The sequence below is a fragment of the Exiguobacterium qingdaonense genome (assembly GCF_018617855.1).
GTDB lineage: Bacteria > Bacillota > Bacilli > Exiguobacteriales > Exiguobacteriaceae > Exiguobacterium > Exiguobacterium qingdaonense.
The window spans coordinates 1-17,953 of sequence record NZ_JACSKY010000008.1 but is presented as its reverse complement, the minus strand read 5'-3'; the positions used below and the strand labels follow the sequence as shown (position 1 = coordinate 17,953).

Genomic DNA, 17,953 nt, shown 5'->3' with positions numbered 1-17,953 from the left:
ACGAACTGTTGGAGTGAGACATGTTTTTTGATGTGTTCCATTTTTATTTTTCTTGAAAGCGCATCGAGGTACATGTGACAAGTATTCACATTTTTAACGGGGGTCGTCATAATTCAACTGCGTTTTGAGCAGGAGTTTCAACCTCCTTCTCGAATAGGACATAAACAGAAAAAGCGTCTGACTGAAGCGTCACACACTTTTCTTCATCTGTTTTTTTCGGTCACGTTGTACTTTCCAAATGACCGAAGCGATGACGATCAACACGGGCACGAACGCCCAAGGGCGTGCTTCTAAAATCGAGACGAGCTCGAAGATCGAGAGCCACCCGCTCACCATAATCAATACGAGTAAAAAAGTTTTCAGTCCCCCCCGGACCGGAAACCAAAAATAGACGAACATCGTCACCAAGAAGAAAGCGATTAAGCCCATTCGGTTTGTCCTTTCACCTAGCATTTTGACTCATTATAGCAAAGAACATCGAGAGAGTGTTAGAAGCTTCACTTCCGAGGCGTGTTTCGGTACGCTTAGGAAAGATGATTGAAGGAGGAACTGATGTGAAATTTGGAATTATTGGTTTAGGATACGTTGGATTGGCGACACTTTGTGGATTGGCAAAAGCCGGTCATCACGTCATTGGTGTCGAGGCGGACGAAGAGAAGCTGCGCCTTCTCATAAGCGGGCACCCTCCATTTCATGAACCAGGTATGGCAGAGGTGTTACAGGAGCACGCCGATCAAATCACGCTGACGGACCAGATCAAGGATACGGAGCAAGTCGACTATTTGATTCTTGCGGTCGGGACACCGAGCAAGTCAGATGGAAGCTGTGACTTATCTTATATCGAAGCAGCCCTTTCGGAGTTGGACACGAAACAAAAAGTCGTCATTCGGAGCTCGGTCCCGCCAGGCACGACAGATTTATTGAACATCATGTATCCTTCTCATACGTTTGTGATCGTACCTGAATTTTTACAAGAAGGTCGTGCGCTGGCGGACGTCATGAAGCCACATCGGGTCGTCATCGGATGTATGGATCTTGAAGTGTCAGAAGAGCTGGCGGGCATATACGGACGTCTAGGCGTCCCGCTCATCTGTACGACACCGATTAACGCAGAACTCATCAAATATGCCTCGAACGCCTTCTTGGCTACGAAGATCAGCTTTATGAATGATTTGTCCCGTCTGGCAGATCGGGCCGGGGCAGACATTTCGATGATTGCGGATGGGATGGGTCTTGACCCTCGTATCGGACGGTCGTTCTTGAACGCCGGAATCGGATATGGGGGATCATGTTTCCCGAAAGACATGGACGCCCTTCTTCATGTCGCGAATGATAACGAGGTAGACTTGCGTGTCATTCGCGCGGCGGCAAAAGTGAATGAAACACAAATCGAATATGTCTTGTCAAAACTGAACCTTCAACCGAACACGCGTGTGGCGATTCTCGGTTTGGCGTTCAAACCGGGGACAGACGATATGCGAGACGCCCCATCCATTTTGCTCGCACATCACATGGTCGCCAGACAGGTTGATGTCATCGGATACGACCCGATTGCATCGTGGGAGTATCCGCAAGCGAACTCGGTCGAGGAGGCATTACAAGGTGCGGATTGTGCCATCCTCGTCACAGAGTGGGATGAAATCGTGAACTTGGCACCTGACGCTTTCAGCGGAATGCGTCAGCGCCGATTGATCGATGCTCGGAATGCGTGGAAGTTCGCACGCGATCCGGGTGATGTGGCGTACGAAGGAATCGGGCGCATGCAGCGTCCATCGAATACCCCGACTTCAAATTGAACCATGCAGGACCCCTCGTGAGAGAGGGTCCTGTTTTGTTTGACATGGATGTATCGTTCGTATGACGTATAATGAAAGAAGGAGGTGGGGATATGTCGATTCTGATCATTGTGGCATTTGTCGTGATCGGATTAGGTTTTGCGGTGGATCGACTAGGTTGGTACCATCTGATATCTGGATACAATACGATGTCTAAAGAAAAAAAAGAACGTGTCGACATCAAACGGGTAGCGCGACTTGTCGCCTGGATGTGTTATGGGATCGGGGGTCTCTTTCTGTTCATTGCGCTCATCGATCTACTCGGTTTGGATGTGCCGCTCGAACCGTTCTTTCTCATCTTGCTTGTCTTCATCGTCGTCATGCTGTGGCGCATGCAACGATATGACGGCAATATTTTCGATGAGTCAGGACGATTGAGACCTGGCGGGAAGAAACGTCTTCTGCCGATCATCATCGTATCGCTCGTTCTGCTCATCGGTGTTCCGGGGCTCATCCTCTGGTTCAGTCAACCGACCGAGGTGACCGTCACCGACTCGGCGATTGTCATCGAAGGAGTTTACGGTCGTGAGGTGCCGTTCGATGATGTGGAAGACGTGACATGGACGACGTTGCCTGAGATTGCGCTCCGAACGAACGGGGCAGCGACCGATTCGCGTCTGACCGGGCACTTTCGGACAGAGGAAGGCGAGGCGGTCCTTTTGTACATCGACCGGGGCGTGGAACCGGTCATCCGAATCAACTGGTCCGAAAAATCGATTTATATGAATCAGTCTTCGGAAGAAGCGACGCGAGTATTGTATGAAGAGATTCAATCACGATGAAGAAAGGGACACTCAATGCGAGTGTCCCTTCGTGTTGACCCATGATTCGAATGAAGCCGCGTCGAGGGCGGGTGAGAAGTAGAAGCCTTGTCCGAGTTCAATGCCTTCATGGATCATTCGTGACAAGTCGTCATCGGTCTCGATGCCTTCGGCGAGCGCGGTCAGTTGTTGCTCGTTCGCAAAGCGGGAGACGGCTCGTAAGAAGGACGTACTTTCTTTCGCCTTCCCACTCACGTACATCCGGTCGATTTTGACTTCTTGAATCGGCAAATGCCAAATCGCTTCGAATGAGGCATATCCGGTCCCAAAGTCGTCAATCGAGAGGCAGTAGCCGAGGTCGGCGATGTCTTCGAGTCGTTCAAGCTCGCTCGCATATGACATGATATCCGACGATTCGGTCAGCTCGATCTTCAATCGATCTGGTAACCAAGGATACAATTCAATCGAATCCCGTAGTTTCGTCAAGATTGAAGAGTCGACCGAGTGGGCCGACAAGTTGAACGACAAAGAAATGTCTTCAAACGCTGTCCCTTGCCATGCGACAAGTTGATGAATGGTTTGGTCGAGAATGTTGTGAGAGAGCCACAAAATTTGATCAGAGCGTTCGGCGATCCGAATGAACTCATTTGGCGGAATGATTCCGATGTCTGGATGTGTCCAACGAGCGAGCACTTCTGCCCCGACGACGCGACCTGTTTTCAACTCGACTTGCGGTTGATAAGCGACCGCCAAATCACCTTTTCGAATGGCGTCGGGAAGCGCCTGCTCAATCATTGCGGCGAGTTGCATTTGGGCCAAAATATCTGAATTGTACCAGACTGATGGCATACGCGTTTCTTTGGCATGTTGCAACGCCTTCATCGCCTCGAACAAGCTGTCGTTGTAACCCTGTCTCGCCTCGGTCGCACCGATTTGAATATGCACGTTTTGTCGTTTTTGATTGACTATCAGTTCTGTCGGGAATAGTTCGATCAACTCATGCTCATCTTCGGACGTGAATCCGTGGACATATAGCATGAGGGTGTCGTCCCGATAACGACCGAATAGGTGTTGTGCATATTTTGACAGGCGAGACTCGACGGCTCGCGCAAACTCAATCATGAGCACGTCTGCATATGCCGGGTCATACCAATCGACGAGGTGGTGATAGTCGTGCAGTCGAATGAGGACGAACGCGCCGTCAATCTCTTGATTCTCCCATTTCCGCATAAAGCCATACTCGTTATATAGGTTGGTCGCCAAGTCGAACCGTACGAGACGATCGACTTTTCGCTCCCGTTCGACCCGGTCGGTCTCATCTTCGACAATCAAGTAGTAGGTCATCTTCTCTTCACGTTTGAGCGGTGTCAGTTTCACATTCAAGTAACGAAGATGCTCACCTTTCAAGTGGATGATGAACTGGGCGCTCGTTCCTTGATCGGCCACACCTTCAAGCGCTTGTTCGAACAGACGACGACCGGTCTCCGTGAACGACTGATTGATCTCATACAAGTTTCGGTCCCCAAAAAATTGACGGAACATTTCGTTGCGCTCAATCAAGTTGTAAGCATCATCCATGAGTGCGATGGCGAGTCCCGTCTCAGAAAAGAGGGATGACCAGCGCTCGTGATAACGGATCAGTTCTTGCGAACGATTTTCGAGCTCGTGGACAGTCGAATGAACGCTTGCGGCAATCTCACGCAACTCATCCTCGATGCCTCGGAAATCGTGTGTCTTCGGGAATGTCGCTTCGACCGATTGTAAGCTTGGGTCGATGGCGAGCGCACGCGCTTTCAGATGGGCCAAATCGTGATTGTAGCGATTGCGTGTGTAATAGAGAAGGAAAATCAGTCCGATCGTCAAGGAGAGCGTCGTCAAGAACGATAGGGTGGCAAGGGTTTGATAGCGAGCACTCTCTTCTTGTAGCCGTGCTTCAGAAGTGGTGCGAATGGAGCGAAGGGCACCGTATGCGTCTTCGTAGACGTTCGTCGAGTTGACGTAACGGGCTTCAAGGGATGCTTCGCGATTTGCCATGTTGGCGAACGATTGACTACTCTCTGCCACATCGACGACGGCTTTCGTCTGCAACGTAGCATTCGATTGGATGATGGTTTGGATGAGGGTGGCTTCGTCTACAATCATGTCAACGGTGCCGGTCAGTTGTTCCTCGTCAACCGGATCACGGAACAAGGCGTCATTGTTTCGCATGAGCATGGCTTGTACACGCATGATGGCATCTGTCAGCTCGTAGGTGGCATTCGATTGATTCGTTAGTTCGAACGCTTGATAGAGCCATCGGCGATTGATTGAGCTCATGACGTCTGAAGGGATTTCTTCAAATTGCTGCTCTTCGAGGATGCGAGGCAAATTAGCTGAAAATTGGTCTAATATGTCCCGCTCTCGTTCGTTCAATCCTGCCTCAAGGTCTTTGCGCAATCGTTCATTATAATGAAGCGCGCGTTCTTGATAAGGTGTGGACAGAAACGATGTCGCCTGACTCGACTGTTTCTCATAACGGGTCGCGGCCTCGTATAAGATCACATACGCTTCCACTCCTGCCAAGTCTGCTGCCTGATTCAAGTTTACGATCGTTCGGTCAATCTCATCTCGTTTTTCATGCCAATAAAAGCTCGTACCCAGTCCGAACAACAACACACCGATGAGGCAAGCGATGGCCAGCACCATCGTGTAAATTCGGTATGGAACTTTCGCAAAACGGGGTTGGCCCATTCGGCACCTCCTTTTTCTTTCATCATACTTTCGATTTCGGGTCATAGGATGAAAATCCTGCAAAATGAAAGAAAAACCCAACTTTCGTCGGGTTTTTCAGTGTGACCAAAGTCATGGTCGCTTATAACCGATCAAGCGAGATTGCCAGTACGGTTCTTTACTAATCTGGTTATATCCTAATCCGAATGAGCCGGCATGGATGAATGTATCGGAATTGATCATGATGCCCATATGCGATGGTCCTGCGGTGTACGTGTTCTCAAAGAAAACGAGGTCACCTGCCTGCGGGACGAACGACTTCGGTAATTGAGGTCCAAAGTAAGCGCCCCCCCAGTAATTCACCACGTTTGTCCGTGGGATGCTGACGCCGGACTGGTTGAATACATAATAGATGAGTCCTGAACAATCGAATCCACCGTTTGCCGGACTAGACGATGCCCAAACATAAGGTGTACCGACGTATCGCTTGGCTGTTTCGATTGTCGAAAGTCGTGTTGACTGGGCACTTTGCCCTTTGATTTCCGTGACGGCTGACTTTGCGACGAATCCTGATGAGAGGCGATAGTGGGTCGCGGTCTCCCCGATCACATTCAACAGTTCTCCGCGAAGTGTCGACCCGACCGTGCTGCTTGACTCGCTCGCCTGTGACCGGATTGATGTCGGGGAGTACGTATAATAGGAGTTCGCATCATAAGACCCTTCGACCCAAGATGGCCCGTCTGTCGAACCTTTCGGAACCGTCTTGACATATGAAGAAGCAACAAAGCCGACCGTGTTGCCATAGTAGATTTGTAGCCAGCCTTTCGACGACTGGATGACGCGCAACGTCTGTCCCGCTTTGACACTCCCGATGATTGTCGCGTTCGTCGAAGAGCTCGAGCGAACGTTCAATGACGGGGTATTGACGATGTAATCGACAGTGGCGTTGCCAGCACCGGCATCCCCTTCATTCGGTGTGGGGTCACTCGGTGTCGTGGTCGTTTGTTTTAAATAACCAGCGCTCACGTATCCGGATTTTCCGTTATACGTGACGTAGTACCAGCTACCTGACTGTTTCGTCGCCTGAACAACCGTGCCATTCGGGATGGTCGTGACGAGGGCGTACCCGATGCCTGCGCCTTGCCTTACGTTCAAGTTTGCAGTCGTGACGAACTGTTGGTTGATCGAGGAATCGGGGCTCGGTGTCGTAGGTGTCGCTGCTCCTGTTGTCGTTAAATATGTATTGGCGACATATCCGGTTGTCGAGCCGTACTTTACTTTCGACCAAGACTTTTCAACGGCTAATACGGTGACCGTCTTTCCTTTTGGAATCGTGAGCAACACAGTCGTTTTCGTAGACTTTGAGGAGCGAAGATTCAGGTTGACTTTCGTTTGAGCCGTCACCCCACTCGGTGCGACCGTTGTCGGTTTGTCTGTACTACTTGATGTAGGTGCTTTTTGTAAATAATCGTTGTGCACCCACCCGGTCTGTCCGCCGTAACTGACTTTCGTCCACGAACCGTTCGATTTGATTGGCGTGAGCGTCTTCCCTTTTGGAATCGTCAAGAGGACACGATGCCAAGACCCCCCGGCGAGTCGCATGTTCAACGCATGTGTCGTCATGACGTTGTTCGTACTTGTGGTGGTCAACGCTGAACCGCCTGTCACCACAGATGAGCTACCCGATAGCATCAGCTTTTGACCGACACGAATGCGGTCAGAGGAGAGCCTGTTCAACGATTTGATTGTCGCGACGGACACATCGTAAGAACGGCTGATGGACCACAACGTATCACCGGATTGGACCGTGTGTGTGTTTGTCGCGGCTACTTCATCTGCTTGAGCCAGTACGCTGACCGCCGCGAGAGCCGCGAATGAGTAGGTGAGACCAGACTTTGGATTCATAGCGTAACATCCCTTCAAAAAGTGAGAACGAAACAATTCAACTAGTGAAACAGTACAAGTTTATTGTACGGTGAGACGAAATAAGGGAGCAATGGGACAAATGGTCAATTCACGCCACTTTCTTGAAAATGAGGTCAATATTTTATAAATGGTAATTAATGGTTTTTGAATCGATTAAAAAAAGAGGGAATATTGACTTTCTGTTGAATTTTGGAAACCGTCACGTCTAAAGTTTCATGCTATTATAAGTTCAAACTACATTTGGCGAGGTACAAACTGATGATCGAGAAGAACTTTTCAAACCGAACCTATCGTAAACATCAAGAGAAGTTGTTCGAACTCGTGCGGATGCCGATTGTGACTGAAAAAACGGTCCAAGAAGCGATTCGGTATATGTGTGAAATCGTCGCCGATATGTTGAAGGTCGACACGGTGTCGATTTGGCATTTTGATGCAACGTACCAATCCATCTCATGTCAAGTCGCTTATTCTCATGAATCGGGGACGCATTATCCAGAGTTGACGGTTTATCGCGAACTCGCACCAGACTACTTTGATGCGCTTCAGACGAACCGGGTGCTGACGTTCGAGGATGTTCGAAATCACCGATGGGTGAAAGAGCTGTATGCAGAATATTTTGTCGAAGGACAACGCATTTGTTCGATGCTCGATGCGCCGATTTATGCGAACAATCGTGCGAAAGGCGTCATTTGTTGCGAGACGTTTTTGCCACGGGAGTGGAGCTATCTTGAAGAGTTGATTGTAAGTACGCTTGCGGACTTCATTGCCATCCTGTACTTCCGGCTTGACCGGCAGGCCGTGGATACACACATTCGCCGCTTAGCCTACACCGATGAATTGACCGGTCTTTTGAAAGACGTTGGGTTTATCGAGAAGGTGGATGCCGAGCGGCAACGACAGTCGCAACAACTCGGTGCGATGGTGTATATAAAAGTCGATGATTTTCGGTCGATTGAAGACGCCATTGGGATCGAGAAGTCGGATGAGATTGTGCGTGAGGTAGCGAATCGCTTACGTGGCTTGATTGATGAATCAAACTTATGTCGTCTGTCTCAGTCGGGATTTGCGATGTGGCTTCCTTATGGGGACCGAATCAAACTGTATACGGTCGCTGACGAGCTTTGTGAATTACTCGTTCGCAATCCATTCATCGTCGATGAACTAGAAGTCATTTTGACGATGAGTGCGTTCATTGCGGTCGAACAGGACGGTGTCACGACTGTACAGATGATTCATCGGACGAGAGTCGCTGCAAGTGAGCAGAGCCTGCAACGGGCAGCCATCGTTTTTTACGAGGAGGAAATGGGGACGAAGGCAGCGAACCGCCTCATTTTAGAGATGAACTTGCGGAGTGGACTCGCCGGGAACGAGTTCTTGCTGTACTACCAACCGAAGATTGATGCCTTGACCGGTGACCTAAAAGGGTTTGAAGGGTTGATGCGCTGGAATCACTCGGAGCGTGGTCTCGTGCCACCGCTCGACTTCATCCCGCTCGCCGAGTCGACGGGCGTCATCATCGATTTGGAGGAATGGGCGTTCGTGACGGCTTGTCGTCAGCTCAAGCGCTGGCACGACCGGGGAGATTATTACGAGCTCGCCCTCAACTTATCGGCTCGCCACTTCCTATCAGAAGGGGTCGTCGAGAAGTTTGTTCAAATTGCGCATGGGGAAGGCGTCTGTACGAGTTACTTGACGTTAGAGATCACCGAGAGTGTCGGGATGGAGAACCAGCAACACGTCATCGACCGTTTCGTCGCGTTCCGAGAAGAAGGGTTCTCGATTTCAATCGACGACTTCGGGACGGGGTTCTCGGCGTTCGTTTACTTGAAGCATTATCCGATTCATGAGATTAAAATCGATCGGCAGTTCATTCAAGTGACCGAGAATGATCCGACCGGCAACGTCATCGTCGAATCGATCGTCGATTTGGCGCGAGGTCTGAATTTGAAAACGGTGTGTGAAGGAGTCGAGACGCTTGAGCAGTGGAACGCATTACGCGAACTCGGGTGTGACGAGATGCAAGGCTATTATTTCTCCAAACCGTTGCCGCTTGAAGAACTTGAAGCGTGGATTAGCGATTATACGACACAGACAAGGGACGCTTAAGTGCGTCCCTTTTTCTTATGGCATAAGTGTGATTCGGACTGTGGTGCCGTGTCCTGGTGTACTGTCGACTTCGACCTTCCCGCCGTGGGCTTCGATGATGTCTCGTGAGATGGCCATGCCTAGACCACTTCCGCGTGCGTCGTCTGTATTCGTGCCTCGGTAATAGCGTTCAAAGATATAAGGCAAGTCAGATTCCGCAATCCCGTTTCCATCATCTACAATCGTCATGACGTCACTCTCGATGTGTACCGTCACACGCACCGACTCATCGTTATGGAGAAGGGCGTTATACAAAAAGTTGAGCAGGGCCCGCTTCATAAAGTGCCGATCGAGCGAAATGGTCGCTGCTTGAGTGGCATCGAACTCGATGTGGCGTTCACTGAAGCGAGAATCGTTCAACACGTCAATCACGAGCTCACGGACGAACGGCTCGAGGTTTGTCTCTTCGAGGGTAAGCGGAAAGTCGCCGTGCTGCAGACGCATCGTCAAATTGAAATCGTCGAGCAGTTCCTTCATATACTTAGCCTGACGCTCGATTACATGGGCGTATTGTCTGCGCTCGGTGTCGTCTAGAGAATCATCGTCGAGCAATTCGGCGTACCCTTGGATGGAGGCGAGCGGGGTCTTCAAGTCGTGCGAGACGTTGCTCATCCATTCTTTCCGACGGTCATCGAGTTCTGCACGCTGACGTTCATACGTTTTAAGTGTCTGTGAGACGGCATTCAAGTCATGGAAGACCGGACGATAAATTCCAGATCGCTTCGGTTCGGCGGTCGAAAAGTCACGTTGCTTCAGCTGTTGAATCCGCTCGGTCAAGCGGTAGACGGGGCGCGTCAATCGTGAGCTGAACAATACACCGATCAAGGCGGCGACGAGCAAATCGACGACGAGTATCCAAAAGAACGCCTTCGTGATATACGAAAGAACCGCCTGTTCGTCTAACATAAAGAGCACCCGACGTTCACTTGCCTCTGGCACACCGATGAGATAACTGTACGATTCATATTCCCCGACGAAGTAGAGTCGGAGATCATCATCCATATATTTATAGATATGAATCAATTCAACCGGAGAATAGGCGTCTGGTAATCCACTCGGGGCGTCGACCTCGCTGACGACACGTCCCGTTTCATCTAAAAGGCGGACGAATGCACCTGATTGGCGAAGGGCTTCGCGTCCAGCTTCTGACACGGTAGGTTCGCCATCCTCGAGTGACAGATACGTACTGAAGTTTCGAGTAAATGTTTCTCCCGAGTTGCTTTCCACATCGTCAAGTCCTGTCCGGTCATTGATGAGGAGACCGAACAAGATTGCAATGTTCAACAGGACGACAAGCGCGACAATGAGAAGGATTGACAACAAATAGCGACCAGTCAGTTTCCATTTCATCATGACCGCTCCTTACACCGTCAACCGATAGCCAAGTCCCTTGACCGTCTTGATATATGTCGGTTCAGACGGATTCGGTTCGACTTTTTCACGAAGGCGCCGGATATGAACCATAACGGTATTGTCCGACCCAAAGAACGATTCGCCCCATACTTGCGTGAACAGCGTCTCCTTGCTGAGAATTCGGTTCGGGTTGCGTAAAAAGCAGGCGAGGAGACCAACCTCCTTAGCCGTCAACTCCAGTCGTTCCCCGTTCACATACACTTCCGTCTCATCTTCATTCATTTGGAAGGGCCCGACGGTCGTCGTCTCGGCTACTGGCGCTTCCATCATCGATATCCGTCGGAGCTGTGCCTTGACACGGAATGCCACTTCTTTTGGGCTGAACGGCTTCGTGATGTAGTCATCACCACCGATGGCAAGACCGAGCAGTTTATCGACTTCTTCCGATTTGGCAGATAGGAAGAGGATTGGGATATTGGACTGCGCCCGCATCTGTTGGCAGAGCTGATAGCCTTCCCCGTCCGGCAACATCACGTCTAAAATCGCCAAGTGAGGGCGGAACGTCTCGAAGACGGCCAACCCGTCCTTCAGCGTGTGAGCGGTGCGAATCTCATGAAACCCTTCCTTTTCAAGCGCGCGTTGAATCAACATACATAAATCTTGTTCGTCATCCACGATGAGAATCCGTGGTCGTTCCATCGTCATCACCTCTGTCTAAGCATATCATTTAAGGATTATGTAAGGTACGCGTGAATTGGAGTTAAGACAGGGGGCGTAATGTAAGGGACAGAAAGAGGTGCTGAACATGGAAACATTACTACAAGTAAAAACGATTCAAAAGACATATGGAAAAGGAAGTGCGACGTTCCGAGCGCTCGACGATGTTTCTTTCACAATCGAACATGGCGAGTTCGTCGGCATCATGGGACCTTCCGGGGCCGGGAAGTCGACGTTACTCAACGTCCTCGCCACAATCGACACGCCGACGTCAGGTGAGATATTGGTAGAAGGTGACGACATTGCATCGATGAACGAGGAGGCGCTCGCTGATTTCAGGCGTGACCATCTCGGATTCATCTTTCAGGATTATAACCTGCTCGACTCGTTGACGGTTCGGGAAAACATGTTGCTCCCGCTTGCCGTCTCGAAGACGCCCGTTCACGAGACACGTGCAAAAGTCGAACGGTTGGCAAAGCGATTCGGGCTCGAAGGGATTCTCGAGCAGTACCCGTACCAAATCTCAGGAGGACAGAAACAACGGACGGCCGTTTGTCGGGCGCTCATCTCGGACCCGAAACTCATCTTTGCCGATGAGCCGACCGGTGCGCTCGACTCGAAGTCGGCGACCGATCTGTTAGACACGCTCGCTCGGTTGAATGAAGCAGAGACGACCATCATGATGGTGACACATGACGCCTTCGCCGCAAGTTTTTGTCGTCGTGTTCTCTATATTCAAGACGGACAGTTGAAGAAAGAACTCATTCGCGGCAACGCCTCACGGGACGAATTCTATCAATCGATTCTCGAAGAGCTCGCGAAAGGCGGTGTAGTCAATGACACTGTTTGAGCTCGCTAAAAAGAACGTCGTACGGAATCTGTCTCGATATGCACTTTATGTCGGGACGACAATCTTTTCTATCGTCATCTACTTCACGTTCGCGACACTGAAGCATAGCCATGAAATCAGTGCGCTTGCGGAGACGTCAAAGAAAATCAGCGGGTTGATGAGCACGTCGACATTCATCTTGATGTTGTTCGTCGCCCTGTTCATCGCGTATTCGAACGCCTTCTTTTTGAGAGGACGTAAGCGAGAGGTCGGGCTCTATTCTTTACTCGGCGTCCGGAAGAAACAGATTGGACTCTTACTCTTGTTTGAGAATATCGTTATCGGAGCGGTGTCCTTGGTCATCGGGATCATTCTCGGAATTTTCGGGGCAAACATTCTCCTACAATTGTTGATGCGTCTGATGGACAGTAACTTGAACATCGGATTCGCCTTTTCGAGATCGGCATTCATCGAGACGTTCCTCGTCTTTCTTGCGATTTTCCTCTTCACTTCGTTCCAAGGCTACCGAGTCATCTATCACTTCAAATTGATTGACCTGTTCCATGCGGACAAGAGCGGGGAAGGGATTCCGACAGCGAAAGGCTGGGTCGCGCTCACGGGCGTCCTCACGATTGGAGTGGCGTACTGGCTCGCACTTCAGGATTTGATGACGTCCTCACTTTGGAAAACGCTCGGACTCGTGATGCCGCTTCTCATCATCGGATTGAGTGTCATCGGGTCGGCGCTTCTCTTCCATAGTGTCTTGATCTTCGGATTGACGTGGTTGAAAGGGGAAGAGCGCTGGTCGTGGAAGCGACTCAATTTGTTGACGACGTCACAGCTTCTCTATCGCATTCGTGGGAACGCCAAGACACTTACATTGATCAGCATCATCAGCGCGACAGCAATCACGGCAGGTGGTGCCATCTTCAGCGTCTACTATTACGCGGAAGAGAATGTCGCCTCGTATACACCCTATACGTATGCTTGGAAAGGGGAGGCAATCGAGGTGAACGGAGCGACGTTCGAATCAAACGTCGAGCAAAAGACGATTCGGACCGAAGCGCAGTACGGAGAGCGTGAGCTCGGGGTCATTGATGAGTCGACTTATCGTCATCTTCTGCAAGGTGTTGGCTTGGCGGAACCAGCACCGTTCAAACGGGATGAGGCCGTATGGGTCGACCCGTTCTATGACGAACGTTATTCGGAAAATTTTAAATCGGTCGAACTGTCAGGAAAGACGGTCAATGTGTCAAAGCGTCTTGAAGAGTCGCCGCTTAACGTGATGACGTTCGGAGGGTCGTTCCTCGTTGTGGACGACGACATGTTCAAGACGATGACGGAACCGAGCGAGACGTATCACGTCGCCCTCACGGCGTCGTTCAAAGATCAGCGCGATCAGTCCGAACGTCTAGCGGGGCTCGGGCTCGAATCGTTCTCGAGTGCACCGGAAATGTACGCCGAGACGATGGCGATGAACGGGGCACTCCTCTTCGTTGGGACGTTCCTCGGGCTCGTCTTTCTCGTCGCGACAGGTAGCGTCATCTACTTCAAGACGATGACCGAGGCTGAGGACGACCGGGCAAAGTATGCGATTTTACAGAAGATCGGGATATCCGATTGTGACGTACGTCGGACGGTACGACAACAGATTGTCGTCGTGTTCCTCGCCCCATTTGCGATTGGAATTCTACACGCAACAGTGGCGCTCATCGCATTTTCTAATTTGTTGGGCATGAATTTCACGATACCGGTCCTCGTGTGGATGGGAATTTATTCGGTCATTTACGCAATTTATTATGTCATCACGGTTCGTCGTTTCATGACGGCGATTCGATAAGGAGAGAAGGAAAATGAAGAAATGGATTGGGATTGTTTTTGTTGTGATGTTGCTCGTTGTCGGATTAGTTCGAGTAGATTGGAATCGAATGGGGAAAGATCATCTTTTCGTTCAAGTCCAAGCAGCAACGGATGTGGAAGAGACGACGCTTAAAAATGGAGGTGTAATGAAACGATACGTCTATACGCAACCTGCATTCACGTCAGAGGGAGAGTCTAAAGAGGTCACATTTACCGCAGACAAAGAACTTCGTGAGGGCGCATATTTACGCTTATACGTCAATGACAATGATGGTGTCACGTCGTACGACGAGGTTAGCCGTGATGACGTTCCCAAAAAAGTGACTCGCCACTGGTAATAGAAAAAGCCATTCGTCATGAGCATCATGGCGGATGGCTTTTGCCTGTTTAGACGACAGGCGCTTCATACTCATTCAGTTCAAGTTGTAGTATGTACGTCAATTCATGATGCGCCAATTTAGAGAAATTCGTCTTTTTGACGTGTGTCCGTGGACGTAATCCGCACTCTAAAGCGATGTCGACGATCGTACGAATCTGATTTTCCGTATAGAATCGCTTCCGGCCGAATGTAAACGGGGTAGGTGGCAAGACGCCATCTGTCTCCCATTTGATCAACTGCTGTTGGCTACGGGGGATGCCGGCCACACTGAAGGCCCGGCTTAATTCTTTGAGCGGATAGACAATCAATTGTTGCTCTTTATACGAAATTGGTTTTCCTTGTTCCGGTCGGTATGTATCCCAATCGGTTGCTGAAAACATCAGGTCGGCTTGGTCGAAGTCGTGTTGAGCGGAAGGAATAGTGGTGGTGCTTGCAAGGTCTAAGCTGTTCATCATATGGGTCTCCTTCTTCAAGACTGACTGGTCATTCAAAAATGTCCTCCTACGTATCGTACCCCATTTACAAGAATTTAACTTACAGTTTTTTCAAAGAGGGGAAATGATTCATGGGACTTTTGACGTATTTTTGAACAATGTCTGCCGAACAATAAGATACCCTAAATGGTATGAAAACTCAAGAAAAGCAATCGCTATATGAAAAATGAATAAAAATTCAGACAATATAGGACTTTTGTCGTGGACTATATTAGAAAAATAGAATGAGCACTTTCTTCATGTGAACGGTTAATAAGGACGAAGGAGGTGAGACAGATGGCAACATATCGAGAAGCGGCGACGATGCTTTATTTGGACACCCGGCGACAAGTCGACGGCAAAGAGAAAAAACAGCTCGTTCGCTACGGACCTCTTGGAAGTCAGATGGACGAAGCACGGATGAAACAATTCGGTGACCTGCTCACAGCATTGATTGAAGCCGAATCCGTCAACTACATCGTGGCCCAAGAATTTTTAGTGTATTAAAGGGAGGACTTATGAACAACCTCACTCGTCCGAAAGCCGATTCCCGGCACGATGAGCAGGTGGTCACATGAGTTGGCCCGAACTCATCTCGAACCTCGGGTTTCCAATCGTCGTCTCGCTCTATTTACTTCACCGGATTGAGACGAAGCTCGATCGCATGATCCAGCTGCTCGAACGAATGGATACCTCGACCTTGTCAGAAACCTAATCCCCCACTGAAAGGAGCCATCCATTATGGCTGTCTTAACTGAAAAGAAAGCGACGTTTGTCTTGACGACTCATCATGATCTTGACTCAGCAAAACCGACGAAAAAAGCACAACGGTTCGGTCCGATTCGTGCCGACCTCACGGCGGACACGGTCGACGCCTTCGGTCGTCTCTTGATTGACCTCGTCATTCAGGAGGACGTAGATCTCGGCATCGTCCGTGAGTACGATTTAGTCTAACCCATACCCTAAGGAGGAGAATAATCCATGACTGACACAAAACTTGAAATTTCATTTTTCGACACATTCCACAAGGTCGTACGTTTCCGCTTGAACAATGTGAAGCAACCGGTCGATGCTCAGAAAGTAGAAGCACTCGCCGACTTCATGGTCGCAAACGACCCACTCGCTAAAAATGTGATCGAATGGACCGAAATCAAGATGATTGAAGGCACGCAGACCGTATTGAGTGAGAAGTAAGGTCGAGAGGCATCGCAATCGCGATGCTTCTTTTTTACATAATTATCTTTCAAAAATCAAAATTAACAATTATATTTAAAGAAGCAAAAAATAAATAAAATTAGGAAGGGTTTGTAAAAAGTTGAAACGATATATGTATGCCATCATGCTGATGATGATATTGCTTGTGGTGCCGAGGGAGGAGGCGTGGGCTGCTTCTGTCATCGAGGCCGGGTCGAAACTCGAACAATCGATCAAAGTGATCCCGCAATCACCATTTTACCTAGACTATCAGGACGGAAAGACGCGACTGCATGACCCGAACAATCAGTCCACCGTTATCATCGACTTTCCCGGGAACTTAACGACGCACTCATCCGATGACGAGGAGGGCTACGGCGGCGTCCGCTCATGGATTGCGAGTCTCGACAGACAAGAATGGATCGCAGTTCCCCAATATGACCGCCCCCTCATCCGCGTCCAGCGAGACGGGACGACGTCTCGAATTGAATCTTTAGAATCACCACATCGGGCGTATCTCGTCTCGTATGATGCCAGCCGAGACGTGATGCTTTGGCGTGATTCGTACAAAAACGAGTGGGCGTTGACGGATCTGTTTGGAACGGTCAAAAGGACATACCCACTCATTTCAGGACAAAGTCTGATATTAGGGACGAACCTTGATGAATTGATTGCATTCAATACGTCCGACAAGTCGATCACACATCTCTCACTTGAGACGGGAGAGGAACTAGGAAAAACGACGTTTCCGAATGAATCGTTGTCCATCAATTTTGAGTCGAAGACCGATCGACTCTTTATCAAAATTAAGCGAGAATACGCCCACTTCTAAACGTTAAGGACAGGGCTTACGAGAAAGTGAGGGATGAACCGCGAACCGCTCTTTCGGGTAAAATATCTTCAAAGGGGGTGAACCTCATGATGAAGCACAAGGGCTATAAATTCCGGATCTATCCGACGAAGGAACAGGAAATCCTGATCGCCAAGACGATCGGCTGTTCCCGGTTCGTGTTCAACCATTTCCTGTCGAAATGGGACGCGGCCCATGAAGCGACCGGCAAGGGACTGTCGTATGATGCCTGCTCGAAAGCACTTCCCACGCTCAAGCAGGAGTTCAGCTGGTTGACGGAAGTGGACAGCACGGCCGTCCAGAACAGTGTCAAACACCTGGCCGACGCGTACAAGAAGTTCTTCAGGAAAAAGGGAAATCATCCCCGTTTCAAGTCGAAGCGGAACCCTGTCCAATCCTATACGGCGAACATCCAGGGGAAGTCCCAGCTCCCCGAGGTCTCGATCGTCGGGAATCGACTCAAGTTACCCAAGCTGAAATGGGTGCGGTTCGCCCACTCGAGACAGGTCGAGGGTCGCATCCTGAACGCCACGATCCGACGCACGGCTTCGGGCAAATATTTCGTGTCCCTTCTCGTAGAGCAGGAGATCGGTGAGCTGCCGAGGACGGGTTCATCGGTCGGCGTCGACGTCGGGCTGAAGCACTTCGCCACCCTGTCGAACGGCACGGTGTACCAAAACGACCGTTACTTCCGTACGCTCGAGAAGAAACTGGCACGGGAGCAACGCAAGTTGTCCCGTCGCCAACGCATCGCCCTGAACAAGAAGGTGAGACTGTCCGAGGCGAAGAACTACCAGAAGCAGAAGCGGAAGGTCGCCCGCATCCATGAGAAAATCGCCAACAGACGCACCGACTTCCTGCACAAGGTGTCGACCGAGATCGTCAAAAACCACGACGTCATCGGCATCGAGACCCTGCAGGT

Annotated in this window: 18 protein-coding genes; 12 read left to right on the top strand and 6 right to left on the bottom strand. The window is 50.1% G+C overall.

Translation table 11 applies throughout. The features are described 5' to 3' along the window. Positions 1 to 189 precede the first annotated feature (189 nt). Positions 190 to 429, bottom strand: coding sequence for a hypothetical protein (locus tag KNP00_RS09815; RefSeq protein ID WP_215144687.1), 240 nt, complete (start codon positions 427 to 429; stop codon positions 190 to 192). Positions 430 to 554: 125 nt separating this feature from the next. Here KNP00_RS09815 and KNP00_RS09810 point away from each other — a divergent pair, with 125 nt between their 5' ends. Together KNP00_RS09810 and KNP00_RS09805 are read left to right on the top strand one after the other, a co-directional pair. After that, complete coding sequence (locus KNP00_RS09810) at positions 555 to 1,796, top strand: UDP-glucose dehydrogenase family protein (protein WP_215144685.1); 1,242 nt, start codon at positions 555 to 557, stop codon at positions 1,794 to 1,796. Positions 1,797 to 1,888: 92 nt separating this feature from the next. Then, a complete protein-coding gene (locus tag KNP00_RS09805; protein WP_215144684.1) occupies positions 1,889 to 2,617 on the top strand; it encodes a DUF3784 domain-containing protein in 729 nt (242 codons plus the stop codon). Positions 2,618 to 2,629: 12 nt separating this feature from the next. On the opposite strand, the gene KNP00_RS09800 is transcribed toward KNP00_RS09805, so the two are convergent. Together KNP00_RS09800 and KNP00_RS09795 are read right to left on the bottom strand one after the other, a co-directional pair. Further along, a complete protein-coding gene (locus KNP00_RS09800) occupies positions 2,630 to 5,326 on the bottom strand; it encodes an EAL domain-containing protein (protein ID WP_215144682.1) in 2,697 nt (898 codons plus the stop codon). Between the two features lie 111 nt (positions 5,327 to 5,437). Next, positions 5,438 to 7,210: a C40 family peptidase gene (locus tag KNP00_RS09795; RefSeq protein ID WP_215144680.1), complete on the bottom strand. Its 1,773-nt coding sequence runs from the start codon at positions 7,208 to 7,210 to the stop codon at positions 5,438 to 5,440. A gap of 279 nt (positions 7,211 to 7,489) precedes the next feature. Between KNP00_RS09795 and KNP00_RS09790 the strand changes: the two genes are divergently transcribed. After that, on the top strand, positions 7,490 to 9,337 hold the full coding sequence (locus tag KNP00_RS09790; RefSeq protein WP_215144678.1) for a sensor domain-containing phosphodiesterase: 1,848 nt from the start codon (positions 7,490 to 7,492) through the stop codon (positions 9,335 to 9,337). A gap of 15 nt (positions 9,338 to 9,352) precedes the next feature. On the opposite strand, the gene KNP00_RS09785 is transcribed toward KNP00_RS09790, so the two are convergent. After that, positions 9,353 to 10,726 carry a sensor histidine kinase gene (locus KNP00_RS09785; protein ID WP_338082270.1) on the bottom strand — a complete coding sequence of 458 codons (1,374 nt, stop codon included), beginning with the start codon at positions 10,724 to 10,726 and terminating at the stop codon, positions 9,353 to 9,355. A 12-nt stretch (positions 10,727 to 10,738) separates the two neighbouring features. Then, positions 10,739 to 11,428, bottom strand: a complete 690-nt coding sequence (locus tag KNP00_RS09780; RefSeq protein WP_215144675.1) for a response regulator transcription factor — start codon at positions 11,426 to 11,428, stop codon at positions 10,739 to 10,741. Positions 11,429 to 11,534: 106 nt separating this feature from the next. Here KNP00_RS09780 and KNP00_RS09775 point away from each other — a divergent pair, with 106 nt between their 5' ends. Genes KNP00_RS09775 through KNP00_RS09765 form a run of 3 tightly spaced genes read left to right on the top strand, consistent with a single transcriptional unit; the run spans position 11,535 to position 14,473 of the window. Continuing rightward, positions 11,535 to 12,296, top strand: a complete 762-nt coding sequence (locus KNP00_RS09775) for an ABC transporter ATP-binding protein (protein ID WP_215144673.1) — start codon at positions 11,535 to 11,537, stop codon at positions 12,294 to 12,296. Continuing rightward, positions 12,283 to 14,115, top strand: a complete 1,833-nt coding sequence (locus KNP00_RS09770; protein WP_215144670.1) for an ABC transporter permease — start codon at positions 12,283 to 12,285, stop codon at positions 14,113 to 14,115. The genes KNP00_RS09775 and KNP00_RS09770 overlap by 14 nt, the downstream gene beginning before the upstream one ends. A gap of 13 nt (positions 14,116 to 14,128) precedes the next feature. Next, positions 14,129 to 14,473, top strand: a complete 345-nt coding sequence (locus KNP00_RS09765) for a YxeA family protein (protein WP_215144668.1) — start codon at positions 14,129 to 14,131, stop codon at positions 14,471 to 14,473. Between the two features lie 49 nt (positions 14,474 to 14,522). Here the strand turns inward: KNP00_RS09765 and KNP00_RS09760 are convergent, their stop codons facing one another. Beyond that, on the bottom strand, positions 14,523 to 15,005 hold the full coding sequence (locus KNP00_RS09760) for a MerR family transcriptional regulator (protein WP_240542822.1): 483 nt from the start codon (positions 15,003 to 15,005) through the stop codon (positions 14,523 to 14,525). Positions 15,006 to 15,284: 279 nt separating this feature from the next. Between KNP00_RS09760 and KNP00_RS09755 the strand changes: the two genes are divergently transcribed. The 6 genes from KNP00_RS09755 to KNP00_RS09730 form a co-directional block, all read left to right on the top strand. Beyond that, a complete protein-coding gene (locus KNP00_RS09755; protein WP_215144666.1) occupies positions 15,285 to 15,494 on the top strand; it encodes a hypothetical protein in 210 nt (69 codons plus the stop codon). A gap of 67 nt (positions 15,495 to 15,561) precedes the next feature. Then, the gene (locus KNP00_RS09750) at positions 15,562 to 15,702 is read left to right on the top strand and encodes a YvrJ family protein (protein ID WP_215144664.1); all 141 of its coding nucleotides are present in this window, start codon (positions 15,562 to 15,564) and stop codon (positions 15,700 to 15,702) included. Positions 15,703 to 15,728: 26 nt separating this feature from the next. Then, on the top strand, positions 15,729 to 15,941 hold the full coding sequence (locus KNP00_RS09745; protein WP_215144662.1) for a hypothetical protein: 213 nt from the start codon (positions 15,729 to 15,731) through the stop codon (positions 15,939 to 15,941). 27 nt (positions 15,942 to 15,968) lie between these two features. Continuing rightward, on the top strand, positions 15,969 to 16,181 hold the full coding sequence (locus tag KNP00_RS09740; protein ID WP_215144659.1) for a DUF2922 family protein: 213 nt from the start codon (positions 15,969 to 15,971) through the stop codon (positions 16,179 to 16,181). 121 nt (positions 16,182 to 16,302) lie between these two features. Then, positions 16,303 to 17,013 (top strand): hypothetical protein, encoded by a 711-nt coding sequence (locus tag KNP00_RS09735; protein ID WP_215144657.1) that lies wholly within the window; start codon positions 16,303 to 16,305, stop codon positions 17,011 to 17,013. Positions 17,014 to 17,099: 86 nt separating this feature from the next. After that, the coding region (locus KNP00_RS09730) for an RNA-guided endonuclease TnpB family protein (protein ID WP_215144655.1) at positions 17,100 to 17,953 on the top strand (854 nt) is incomplete at its 3' end.